Source organism: Achromobacter semiaridum (assembly GCF_053543755.1).
The window spans coordinates 1-12015 of record NZ_JBLVOL010000060.1 but is presented as its reverse complement, the minus strand read 5'-3'; the positions used below and the strand labels follow the sequence as shown (position 1 = coordinate 12015).

Sequence of the window (12015 nt, the reverse complement as noted above, 5' to 3'; positions counted from 1 at the left end):
CGACGCGGCGGGCGACGCGGCGGGCGACGCGGCCGGCGACTCGGCTAGCAACCCGGCGGGCAACGCCATGCTGGGCGCCCCGGAATTGGCCGACCACTTGCAGATCGTGCAAGCCGATCCGTCCGGCTTAAGTGAAGGGCGCGACTTTGCCGTGTTGTCGCCGCAGACCTGCCGCGTCAGCGGCCAGGACACCAAGCACGCGCTGATCTTGTCGGGCCTGGGCTGGGGCCGCCTGCCGCTGTGGCAGGTAGCGCGCGATCTGGCCGAAGGCCGGCTGGTGCGCCTGCCCACGCACAGCCTGGGACGCGGCAGCCAGGTCGAGACCGAGACGTACCTGGCGCACCGCATCGACATGCCGTTGGGGCCCGCCGCCCGCGCTTTTGCCGACGCGCTGCACCCCCCCTTTACGTGCCGCGCGCGGGCGGCTGTGCGTAGCTGACGCCCATGCCGGCCCGCACGTCGTTCTGTATGCCATACGGCGCAATGGGATAGCGCAAGCCGTTGGCGGCCAGTGCCTTCATGCCTTCGATGGCAATGGGCACGTAGCGCGGCGGCAACGCCATCAGCATTTCTTCGTCGGGCACGCCGCCGTAACGGCGTTCTGCAAAACAGGGCAAGGACAAGCTGGGTTCACCGGTAGCCAGCGCGCGGCCCCAGGAATCGGCACAGGCCGTCTCGCCCACCACGCTCCAGTCAAAGCGGCGGTAGTTCTTCCACTGCAAGCCGTTGATAAGAATGATCATCTGCCCTGGCGTGGCGTAGATCAGGCAGATGTCGGGCGGGTTGAGCCGGCCCGACGCCAGCGGCGACACCACCAGCCCGCGATACTTGCCCGCCGGCACACAGGACAAGGCTTCCTGGCGCGCCCGCGCATCAGCTTCAGTGGCGTGCCACACGCCCACGTAGTCCTTGCCGCTTTTCCAGTCTTCGTCTTGTGGCCCCAGGCCGATCACGGCGCGGCATTGCGCGCCGACCAAATCGTTGCCGGTGATGCCCACCGTCCACCCCAGCCGCGCGGCCATGCCGACGATTTGATCCGTGGTGTGCGTGGCTTGCGGCCGCCGCAACCCCTTGATGCCGGCCATGTCGGCCTCGTCTTCGAACAGCTTCATGCCGATGACGGTGGTTTTCAGGCGCAGCAGCTTGTTCAGGTCGTCCACCAATTGCGGCCAGTTCATGGCGGTTTCTTGCGTTGTCTCTTCCATATGCGTCCTTGGGACTGTTGTGTGTGGCGCATCGACGGTTGTGGCGATCCGCATATCCGTTGGAGCTTAAAGGCAAACACGCATCGGCGCGCCGTATGCATGTGGCAAATTCGGCACGCATGGCGACCCGGATCATCAAGGCAAGGCGTCAGGGTTCGGGTTCGGGTTCGGTTGCCGATGCGGGCACGGATGCAGGCCCGGGCCGGCTGTCTTGCAGGGATCGCAACATGGAAAACAATGCTTGAACCGGTGCGCTGTCCGCCGCTTGCGCCGATGCCGCCAGCCCGAACGACCGGTACAGCGGATTCGCCAGCCGCAGCACGCGTAGCCCGCGCCGGTTTTCAGGCAGGGTCAGCGCGGGCACCAGCGCCACGCCCACGCCTTCACGCACCAGGGCAAAGGCGCTGCTCCAGTCGCGCACGGTGGCGCGCACGTCGGGGATGGCAAGGCCGGCGTCCTGCGCCACGCTCTGTGCGTGCACGCTGCATCCACCCGTGGCCAACACGAAAGCCTGCGCCGTCAGCGCCGCCAGGTCGACGGCGTTACCCGCGCGGGCCAGCGGGTGCGCGGCCGGCAGCACCGCCATCCATTCGTCTTGCCCAAGCGGGCACACGGGCCGGCCGGGCGCGGCGTTCAGCACCACGCCCGCATCCACGGTGCCTGCCGCCAGCAGGGCTTGCACTTCGTCATCCGAAGCTTCAAGCGACACCACGTCGATGCCCGGATGCTGCTGCCGAAAACGCCGCAGCACCGGCGGCAGGATGGTGGAAAACACCATCGGAAAACTGGCCAGCCGCAAGGTGCCGCGCGCCGTGCCGCGCGCGTCTTGCGCCATGTGTTGAATGCGCCCCAGCGCATCCAGCATGGCCCGCGCCTCGTTCGCCACGCGCAGGCCCAATGCCGTGGGCAGCGTCTGCCGACGCTCGCGCGTGAAGAGTGGCGCGCCCAGCATGTCTTCCAAGTTGGCGATGGCCTGGCTGGCGCCGGACTGGGTCATGCCCACGTCGGCCGCCGCGTGCGTGATGTTGCCGGCGTCCACCACGGCCAGCATCAGCCGCCAGTGCATCAGGTTCATCATGGCATCAGCCCTGCTTATTCCACATTTTTGAAGAAGTAATTTTACGCATGCCAGAGGCGGCGTCATGCTCGCGGTTGTTGCTGAACCGAAGGACCGACACCAATGAAGCTGTACTACGCCCCCGACACCTGCTCGCTGTCGCCGCACATCGTGCTGCGCGAGCTGGACTTGCCCTTTACCCTGGTGCGGGTGAACAACCAAACCAAGCGCACCGAAGACGGCAGCGATTTTCTGGCGATCAACCCCAAGGGCTACGTCGCCGCGCTGCAACGGGACGACGGGCGGGTGCTGACCGAAGGGCCGGCCATCGTGCAATATCTGGCCGACCTGAAGCCGCAAGCCCGGCTGGCGCCGCCCAACGGCACCTGGGACCGCAGCCGCTTGCAGGAATGGCTGAACTTCATCAGCACCGAAATCCATGGTGGCTTTGGCCCGCTGTTCAACCGGACGCTGCCCGCCGAGGCGCGCCAGTGGTGGCAGGCCCGGGTGGAAAAGCGGCTGGATTATCTGGCGGAGGTTTTGCTATCCGCGCCGTACCTGCTTGGCGACCGCTTCAGCGTGGCCGACGCCTACCTGTATGCGGTGCTGCGCTGGGCCCGGTTTTTTGACATCGATCTGGCGGGCCGACCCGCGCTGGCTGGCTACATGGTGCGCATTGAAATGCGGCCGAGTGTGCAGGCGGCGCTGGCGGCCGAAGGCATCGCCCGCGCCGTTTGATGGCGACGTGGCGCCGCGTGTCATGCCAGCGTGATGTGCCGGGTTGACCGCCCGTGTCTCGCACATCAGCGAAACGCGTCCACGCCTCGCATCAGCGCCGCCGCCAGCGTCGGCTGGCGCAACTGCTCCAGCCACCACTTCAGCGCGCGGCCCTCGTGACCGCCGCGCCATGCCAAGTACAGCATGTTGGGTTCACGCGGTGTCTCGGTGGCCATTTCCAATAACTCCCCACGCGCCAGCAACGACGCCACGCGGTGGCGCGGCACCCAGCCCACGCCCAACCCATCGCGTTGCGCCAGGATCTTTGCGCGCATGCTGGGCACGGCCAGCACCGGCTGGCCACTGACTCGGCCATAGCCGCGCGCCGCCGCCCCGCGCGACGTGTCGGCCACCACCACCGCGCGGTGCTGCTGGATCTGATCCTGCCGCAAAGGTGTTTTCAGCTGGGCCAGGGGATGGCGCGGCGCCACGGCGAACAACCACTCCATTGCCCCCAATTGCGCCCACTGAAGATTCGGCATAGCTTGGGGCTCGTTCGTCGCCCCCACGATCAGGTCGGCCCGGCCTTCGCGCAGCGCTTCCCACGTGCCGCCCAGCACCTCGTGCGTCAAGCGCAAGCTCACCCCGGAATCCAGGCGGTCAAACGCATGAATTAACGGCGACATCAATTCAAATTCCAGGATCTCATCGCTGACGATATGCAGCCGGTCTTCCCAGCCGCTGGCCACTTGTTTGACGCGTTGCGTCAGGCGGGACACGTCCAGCATCAGCCGCGCGGCCTCGTCGGCCAGCAGTTGACCGGCGGGAGTCAGTTGCAGCCGGTAGCGGCGGCGGTCGAACAGCAACGCGTCAAAGCGTTCTTCCAGCTGGCGGGCCGCGTGCGACACGGAGGATGGCGCGCGGCCAAGTTTTACCGCCGCGCGAGACAGGCTGCCGCTGTCCCGGATGGCCTCCAGCAGCGCCAGTTCGTGGGCCGTCAACATGTGCAATTCCTTCGAACGTGTTCGTTCGAAAGATGGTACGACAAAGCGCCGCCCCAGGTGCAACATGGCTACACCTTATCGAACGACTCCCAAGGAGATCACCATGAACCGTTTTGAACACAAGACCGTATTGGTCACCGGCGGCACCAGCGGCATCGGGCTGGCGGCAGCGCAAGCGTTTGCGGCCGAAGGCGGCCGCGTCATCGTCACGGGCCGCGACGAAGCCGCGCTGGAAACCGCGCGAGCCACCCTGGGCGGCAACACGCTGGCCATCCGCAATGTGGCCGGCGCCCCGGGCGCCTCGGCTGCGCTGGCCCAGGCACTGAAAGAGGCGGACGTGCGGCTGGACGCCGTTTTCGTCAACGCGGGCATCGCCAAGTTCGCCACGCTGGCCGAGGCCACCGAAGACCTGTGGGACCAAACCTTCAACACCAATATCAAGGGTGTGTTCTTTCAGCTACAGGCGTTAGACCCGCTGTTGAACCCGGGTGCGTCCATCGTGCTGAACGGCTCGATCAACGCCCACATCGGCATGCCGGCCTCCAGCATCTATGCCGCCAGCAAGGCCGCGCTTATTTCTCTGGCCAAGACGCTGTCGGCAGAGCTGCTGCCCCGAGGCATCCGCGTGAACGTGGTCAGCCCCGGCCCGATCGCGACCCCCATCTACGGCAAGCTGGGCCTGGACGCGGCCAGCCTGGAAAGAACGGCCGCCAGCATTCAAGCGCAGATTCCGCTGGGCCGTTTCGGCACGCCGCAGGAACTGGCCTCGACCGTGCTGCATCTGGCGGCGCCGGAATCCGCGTTTATCGTAGGCACCGAGATCATCGTGGATGGCGGCATGAGCCAGCTTTGAACGCAGCCGCCAGGGTTCGACCGACCGCTGTGCGCGCTTGCACAGGCGTTCGGTCGCGGCGGCCGGCGTGCCCGCCAGCCACCGCGCGCATACCTCGCGCACCCAGGCGGGCGGGTCTTTGCTGGCGTCACACCGATTGGCAAGTGACGATATTGACACTGCCGGTGATCCGGACTGAACGGGGCCGCTATCATCCCGTTGTCATCCGTCTTCCACACTGCGCCATGTCCCCTATCCCGCTTGTCCGTCTGATGCTTGCCGCACTGGCGCTGATCGCATCGCCCCTCTACGTTGTGGCGGCCAATGCCGTGGCGGCCAGTGCCGCGTCGGCCGAAACCAGCTTACGCAGCGTCTACGTCGGCACGCTAGAAGGCGCGGGCGAGGTGGTGATGGAGCTGGAGGGTCAGGGGTCGGACGGCAGTCCCGTGACGGGCCGGTATTTCTATCCCAAGCATGGCGTCGACATTCCCTTGAAGGGCACGCCCGAAGCACTGGCGGAACCCCGTCTATTTCATGAACTACAGGAAGCGGGCATCGCCCCGGACACGGAGGCCGCCGCAGCCGCCACGTGGCAAGGGCACCGCGATAGCGACGGATATCGCGGCCATTGGGTCGATGCCCGCACGGGCAAACAACGCGCCTTCGCGCTGCGCCGCGTGGCGCAGTACGATCCCCGCGCGCTGGCGCCGGACAGCGCGCAGGCCGTTACCGATGCCATCAGCGGCGGCATGGGCAGCGGCATCAGTCACGGCGTGCGCATCAACGCCAACAACGCGCCTTATGAGACCTTGAAGCTGGCCGGTTACGCCAAACCTGTCGGCCCCGACAGCGGCGCGGGGGCCGTCGCCTACCGGATGTGGCGCGATCCCCGCACCCAGTTCATCTACCCCCGCCTTAGCCGCCACCCCGATCCGCAAGTAATGGCGCGCGTCAACGCGCTGCTTGAACAGCGCCACTGGCAGATGAGCCTGGCGGCGCTGGCTTGCAAGGCGACGGCCTACACCGACGGCAACCCGGCCGCCGGCACGCTGGGCAGCTATGACGACGAAGCCATTACCGTGCAGTGGCTGTCCACCGCGCTGATGACCGTGACCGAATCCGGCAGCCTGTATTGCGGCGGCGCGCACCCCGACAATCATTTCGAGCCCTACACCTTCGACCTGCTTCAAGGCAACTACCTGGATTGGAACCGCGTGCTGGACGCGTACGTGCCGGGCGAAAACGGCTGGCGCGAAGCCAGCCCCACCCTGCTTGCGCTGATCGACAAGGCCCGCGCGCCGCAGGCCGACGTGAAGATCGAGGGCGCGGACGATGACTCGCTAAAGGAGTGCTCGGACGTCTGGCCCAGCTATCTGGCCCTGGGAACCGAGGCGCCGGGCGTGCTGACCCTGTCGGTATCAGGCGTGGGCCACGCGATGGGCGTGTGCCTGGGCACCCACGCGACGGTGCCGTTCAAGGACCTGACGCCGTATCTGGCGCCGGGCGGGCAGGCGTATCTGGTGCGCGAATAATCCCGGGCAAAGCGTGAGCAATGCGCGGGCGAAGCGCCGACAACGCAGCGACAACGCGCCGGCAACACGCCGGCACATTCGCCACCGGGCAGATCGCCCGGCTTAGCGATACAGCACCGTGGGCAGCCACATGCCGATGCCCGGGAACACGTACAACAGGAAAATCGCCACCACCTGGATCCCCATGAACGGCATCATGCCCAGGAAGATCTGGTTCAACGTCACGTGCGGCGGCGATACGCCCTTTAAATAGAAAGCCGACATGGCCACGGGCGGCGACAGGAAGGCAGTTTGCAGGTTCAGCGCCACCAGCAGGCCGAAGAACAGCGGGTCGATGCCGAAGGCGTTCAACAGGGGCACGAAGATGGGCATGAAGATCACGATGATCTCGGTCCACTCCAGCGGCCAGCCCAGCAAAAAGATGATGACCTGCGCCAGCAGCAGGAATTGAATCGGCGTCAAGCCCAGCGACAGCACCCATTCTTCAATGATGCGCTGGCCGCCCAGCAGCGCGAACGCGGCGGAAAAGATGGACGAGCCCACAAACAGCCAGCACACCATCGCGGTGGTTTTGGCGGTAAGGAAGACGGATTCGCGCAGCACGGGCAGGTTCAGCCGGCGGTAGGCCAAGGCCAGCAAGGCGCCGCCCATGGCCCCCATGGCCGCCGCTTCGCTGGGCGTGGCCAGGCCGAACGCGATAGAGCCCAGCACGGCGGCGATCATCACGGCCAAGGGAAAGAACGAGCCCATCAGCATCTTGAAGATTTCCAGCCGCGCCCACGTCAGCGCGGCATAGAACACGGCCAGCACCACCGCGCAGACCGCGACGAATATCCAGAACCCGGTGGGCGCCGGCCGGGACGCAGAGGCGGACGAGTCCGCGGCGCCGGGCGATTGCGCGGATTGCGCAGGTTCGGCGGCGGCGCCGGATGGTGCTCCGGGCGGTGCTCCGGCCGGTGCGTCGGGCGGTGCGTCGGACGGTGCTTCGGATGGTGCACCCGTCGTGGCCGCCGGCTGCGAAGCCCCCGACGCCGACCCGGGCTGCGGCGTGCCCGGAGGCTCGCTAAGGCCCCCTGCCCCCGCGTCGGCCGATGGCGGTTCAGCCAACTCGCCAGCGGCAGGTTCCGCCAAGCCACCCATGGGAGGCTCCGCCAATCCCCCGACGGGCGGCTCCGCCAATCCCCCGCCCGGCGGTTCGGCCAGGCCGTCCGCGCCGGGCTCGCTCAGGCCGGAATCAAACCCACCCGACCCCAGCTGCAATTCCGCCGGAATGTCGTACTCCACATTCGGTCGCGTCACGCCGTGATGCACCACCGCCACCAGCAATACCGTCAGCGCCAGCGGCGCCAACACCGTGATCAGGTTGCGCAGCATGAAGCCGAACGGCACGCCGTGATTGCGCCGGCCCTTGAACAGCGCCGCCACCATGCCCGACAACGCGCGCGTGTAGCCGGCGGCGGCCAGCGTCTTGGCCTCGGGCGATAGCGGCACGCCGCGTTCGCTGACGGGCAGCGGCGGCGCCATGTCGGGGCGCAGCTTGGCCACCACGATCACGTACAACATGTACAAGCCGGCCAGCATAATGCCGGGAAACAGCGCGCCCGCGTACAGCTGCACCACCGACACGCCCGTCGTCGCGCCGTACACGATCAACATCACCGATGGCGGCAGCAGGATGCCCAGGCAGCCACCCGCCGTGATCGACCCGGCCGTCAAGCGCACGCTGTAGCCCGCCTTCAACATGGCGGGCATGGCCAGCAGCCCCATCAGCGTCACCACCGCGCCGACGATGCCGGTGGCCGTGGCGAAGATCGCGCACGTGGCCAGTGTGGCCACCGCCAGCGCACCCGGCAGGCGCGCCAACGCCAGATGCATGGACCGGAACAGTTTTTCGATCAGGTTGGCGCGTTCAACCAGGTACCCCATGAACACGAACAGCGGAATCGAAATCAGCGAATCGTTCGTCATCGTGGCGTACGTGCGCTGCACCATCAGGTCCAGCGTCTGCCCCACCGACCGGCCCGCGTCGGCGCTTTGCATGTAGTACGCCAGGAACGTGAACAGCACCCCCATGCCCATCAGCGTGAACGCCGTGGGAAAGCCCAGCATGATCGCCACCACGATCAGCGCCAGCATCAACAGCCCGATGTGCCCCGTGGTCAGCTCGCCCCACGGCGTCAGGAACGCGATCATCAGCAGCACGATTCCGATGCACGACAAGCCAAACCACAAGGCCTTGTGGATTTTCATCGGCGCGGCTCCCCGGGCGGGGTCACGTAGCGGTCAAGCTGGACGATGTCTTCGTCTTTGACGTGCACCATCTTCTTGAGCTTGTCCACGTCCACTTCCTCCACATCTTCCTCACGCGATGGCCATGCCCCGCGTTGCAGGCACAGCACGCAACGCAGCACTTCGGCCACGCCCTGCAACAGCAACACGGCGCCCGCCACGGGGATGAACGCCTTAAAGGGATAGATGGGCGGCCCGTTGGCCATCAGCGACGAATGCTCGCCGATGGCGATGGAGTAGCCGGCGTAATACCAGCCCGCCCAGGCCAGCGCGATGGCGCCGGGAAAGAAGAACACCAGATACAGCAGCAGGTCCAAGCCAGCCTGCACGCGCGGCGGCAGAAAGCCGTAAAGGATGTCGCCGCGCACGTGGCCGTTCTTGGCCAGCGTGTAGGCGCCGGCCATCATGAACAGCACGCCGTAATACATCATCTGCATGTCGAACGCCCACGCGCTGGGTTGGTTCAGCAGATACCGCGCCGCCACCTCCCAGCACACGTGCAGGGTCAGCACAACGATCAGCCAGGCAAAGGTCTTGCCGACGAAGGTGGAGACGCGGTCGATCAGGCGGATAAGACGAAGCATCGATGGGCCTGGGACGGGGTCAGCCCGGCTTGCTGGTGCGCGAAAAATAATGGTTGTAGGCCATCCGGTAATTGACCGAGGTATCCCCGTGCCAACGCCCCACCCGCTCGGCAAATGCGCGCTGCGAATCCAGCACTTTCTTGAACAGCGGATTCTCGGCGGAACGCTTGGCGATCATCTCGTCCCAGATCTTCAACTGTTGCTGCAAGATGGCGTCCGGCGTCTTGTAGAACTTGACGTTGTGTTCCTTCTGCAGCTTGATGTAGTCCTGCGAATAGCGGTTTGCCGCCTTCCACGACATATCGGCGCTGCTGGCCTGCGCCGCGTAGCTAAGCACGTGCTTCAAGTGCGGCGGCAGCGAGTCGTACTTGGCCTTGTTGAACAGCACCTCGAACTGCTCGGCGCTTTGGTGAAAGCTTTGCAGCATGCAGATCTTGGACACGTCCTGAAAGCCCAGCGCCAGGTCGGACGACGCATTGTTGAACTCGGCCCCGTCCAGCAGCCCGCGGTCCAGCGCCGGCACGATTTCACCGCCGGGCAAGGCGTTCACCGCCGCGCCCATGGCCGTGTACATGTCGATGGCCAGGCCCACCGTGCGGAACTTCACGCCCTTGACGTCTTCCACCTTGGTGACCGGGCGCTTGAACCATCCAAACGGTTGCGTCGGCATCGGGCCGTACATCAACGACACCACGTTCACGCCCATGGCCTTCTGAATTTCGGTCAGCAATTCCTTGCCGCCGCCGTATTCATGCCAGGCCAGCAGCATGTTGGCGTCCATGCCGAACGATGGCCCCGAGCCCCACAGCGCCACCGCCGTATTCTTGCCGTACCAATACGCGACCACGCCGTGCCCGCCGTCCAGCGTGCCGGCCGACACCGCGTCCAGCAGGTCAAACGCCTTGACCACCGCGCCCGCCGGCAGCACTTCGATCTTCAACTGGCCGCCGGCCATGTCGTTGACCTTTTGCGCGTAGTCGCGCGCAAATTCGTGAAAGATGTCGTTGGCCGGCCAGGTGCTTTGGAAGCGCAACGAAATGGGCGCGTTCTGCGCCCGCGTGACAGCAGGGAATCCCAGTGCGGCGGCGCCCGCGACGGCAGCGCCGGAAATGAACTTGCGGCGGGGCTTTGTGACGTGTTGCATGGCTACTTGTCTCCTTGGTGGACTACATGGGACCAGCTTGTAGTGACTGCACCTGCGGGGGACGCGGGGAAACGCCTGCTGCGAGCTTCCCGGTGTCGGGGCTACGACTGCGTTGCAACTTTGTGCTGATTAAACCTTCCTGACTAACGGCTGACAATCAGCTGTTTGTCAGGACTTACCCTAGCTGAATGACCTAGCGCGTTTGGCCGCAATAAACGCGCGCGCCGCCATGTGCGGACATGGCGGCGCGCGGGCAAGGACGCCGATTGGATAGAGAAAGGACTACCGTGGGCGGCGCACCGCGCGCACCTTGCCCGCGCTGCCGCCGCCGCAAAAAAAGCGGTCGGCGCCGTCAGACTCCAGACCCGACACGCCCACGCCGTCGGGCATGTCGATGCTTTCCAGCACGGCCCCTGTGTCGGGCTCAAGACGGCGCAATTCGCGCGCGTCTTCTTCCCAGGTGCCGTGCCACAACTGGCCGTCCACCCACGTGACGCCGGTGACGTAGCGGTTGGAATCGATGGTACGCAGGACGCGGCCCGTCTCCGGGTCCACCTGATGAATCTTGCGTTGTTGGTATTGGCCGACCCATAACGAACCATCGGCCCAGGCCATGCCCGAATCATCGCCGCCGCCCGGCGCGGGAATGCTTGCCAGCACCTTGCCGCTTACCGGGTCCAGCTTCTGTATTTGTCCTTCTGCGATCTGATAGAGGTGCTTGCCGTCGAAGGCCGTGCCGGCATTGGCCACGACGTCCAGCGTGCGCAGGGTTTCGCCGGACTCGGGGTCCAGCGCGATCAGCTTTTCGCCCAGCGCGACCCACACATGCCGACCGTCGTAGCTGACGCCATGCACGGCGTCGGCTCCGGGGAACGGGCCGTATTCACGGACGATTTCAGCTTGGCTTCGTTTCATGGCTGCTTCCTTTAAAGAGGGGAAACTTCATCCTACTGACCGGGCATGAGAGTGGGGAGTAACAAGCTTGTCGTGAACGCCGGCACGCTGGGCGTCGTCCAGCGGCGCGCCCGGCCGTGGCCCAGCGGCAGCACCTGGCCCGACGCGGACAGCGCATCCAACGCTCGCTGCACGGTGCGCTGACTGGCGCCCAGCGCCAGCGCCAGGGCCGAGCTGGACCAGGCCTGCCCGTCAACCAGGCAAGCCAGCACCGCGGCGTGATCCCGGTCGGCCACGTCAACCGGGCGCGCCAGCACGATGACGCCCAGATCGGCGTGGGGTCGCAGCGCGAAACCACCAGGCGTGGCGGTGACCGCCGCCAATGGCCGCAACGCGGTCCGCAGGCGGCCGATTTCCACGCGCAGGCGGGCGCGATGCGAATCGTCCTGAAAGCCGGTGCGAAAAGCGCGCGCGATCAGAAATTCACGGGTGACGTCGCGTGGCCAGCCCTGGGCAAGCAGCCGCGCCAAGGCGAACAGAATCGGGCGGCTGGCCAAAGGCACGATCACTTCGCCTTGCCGCACGGCATTGCGGCACGCGTCAATGATCAGCGCCGGGGACGCCAGCAGCGCCTCGGCGTCGGCCAGCGTCAGGTCGCGCGTGCCGTCCGGCGTGACGTGGCGGGCGGCCACCGCATGCAGCGCCTGCAAGGCGTGGTCCACTTCGGCCACCAAGGCGGGCACGCCGGCCTGTCGCG

Annotated in this window: 12 protein-coding genes; 4 read left to right on the top strand and 8 right to left on the bottom strand. The window is 66.2% G+C overall.

Annotated features, from left to right (window positions below; all coding sequences use genetic code 11):
• The coding region (locus ACNPP0_RS17425; protein WP_448706557.1) for a LysR substrate-binding domain-containing protein at positions 1-439 on the top strand (439 nt) is incomplete at its 5' end.
• On the opposite strand, the gene ACNPP0_RS17420 is transcribed toward ACNPP0_RS17425, so the two are convergent.
• A complete protein-coding gene (locus ACNPP0_RS17420) occupies positions 405-1205 on the bottom strand; it encodes a DUF169 domain-containing protein (protein WP_332607849.1) in 801 nt (266 codons plus the stop codon). The two genes, ACNPP0_RS17425 and ACNPP0_RS17420, sit on opposite strands and share 35 nt — an antisense overlap.
• Before the next feature lie 148 nt (positions 1206-1353).
• Positions 1354-2283, bottom strand: a complete 930-nt coding sequence (locus tag ACNPP0_RS17415) for a LysR family transcriptional regulator (RefSeq protein ID WP_448706556.1) — start codon at positions 2281-2283, stop codon at positions 1354-1356.
• A gap of 102 nt (positions 2284-2385) precedes the next feature.
• On the opposite strand from ACNPP0_RS17415, the gene gstA reads away from it, so the two are divergent.
• Positions 2386-3000 carry a glutathione transferase GstA gene (gene gstA / locus ACNPP0_RS17410; RefSeq protein ID WP_448706555.1) on the top strand — a complete coding sequence of 205 codons (615 nt, stop codon included), beginning with the start codon at positions 2386-2388 and terminating at the stop codon, positions 2998-3000.
• A gap of 65 nt (positions 3001-3065) precedes the next feature.
• On the opposite strand, the gene ACNPP0_RS17405 is transcribed toward gstA, so the two are convergent.
• Positions 3066-3983 carry a LysR family transcriptional regulator gene (locus ACNPP0_RS17405; protein ID WP_332607846.1) on the bottom strand — a complete coding sequence of 306 codons (918 nt, stop codon included), beginning with the start codon at positions 3981-3983 and terminating at the stop codon, positions 3066-3068.
• 103 nt (positions 3984-4086) lie between these two features.
• Between ACNPP0_RS17405 and ACNPP0_RS17400 the strand changes: the two genes are divergently transcribed.
• A complete protein-coding gene (locus tag ACNPP0_RS17400) occupies positions 4087-4836 on the top strand; it encodes an SDR family oxidoreductase (RefSeq protein WP_332607845.1) in 750 nt (249 codons plus the stop codon).
• Between the two features lie 224 nt (positions 4837-5060).
• The gene (locus tag ACNPP0_RS17395) at positions 5061-6347 is read left to right on the top strand and encodes a hypothetical protein (RefSeq protein WP_448706554.1); all 1287 of its coding nucleotides are present in this window, start codon (positions 5061-5063) and stop codon (positions 6345-6347) included.
• Between the two features lie 102 nt (positions 6348-6449).
• Here the strand turns inward: ACNPP0_RS17395 and ACNPP0_RS17390 are convergent, their stop codons facing one another.
• The 5 genes from ACNPP0_RS17390 to ACNPP0_RS17370 all read right to left on the bottom strand — a co-directional run.
• A complete protein-coding gene (locus ACNPP0_RS17390; protein WP_448706553.1) occupies positions 6450-8597 on the bottom strand; it encodes a TRAP transporter large permease subunit in 2148 nt (715 codons plus the stop codon).
• Positions 8594-9220 carry a TRAP transporter small permease subunit gene (locus tag ACNPP0_RS17385; RefSeq protein WP_332607842.1) on the bottom strand — a complete coding sequence of 209 codons (627 nt, stop codon included), beginning with the start codon at positions 9218-9220 and terminating at the stop codon, positions 8594-8596. Before ACNPP0_RS17385 ends, ACNPP0_RS17390 begins: the two co-directional genes overlap by 4 nt.
• Positions 9221-9239: 19 nt before the next feature.
• Positions 9240-10364, bottom strand: coding sequence for a TRAP transporter substrate-binding protein (locus ACNPP0_RS17380; protein WP_448706552.1), 1125 nt, complete (start codon positions 10362-10364; stop codon positions 9240-9242).
• Positions 10365-10646: 282 nt separating this feature from the next.
• On the bottom strand, positions 10647-11279 hold the full coding sequence (locus ACNPP0_RS17375) for a Vgb family protein (RefSeq protein WP_332607840.1): 633 nt from the start codon (positions 11277-11279) through the stop codon (positions 10647-10649).
• Positions 11280-11311: 32 nt separating this feature from the next.
• Positions 11312-12015, bottom strand: a 704-nt coding sequence (locus tag ACNPP0_RS17370) for a winged helix-turn-helix domain-containing protein (RefSeq protein ID WP_527892830.1), incomplete at its 5' end; no start/stop codon positions are given.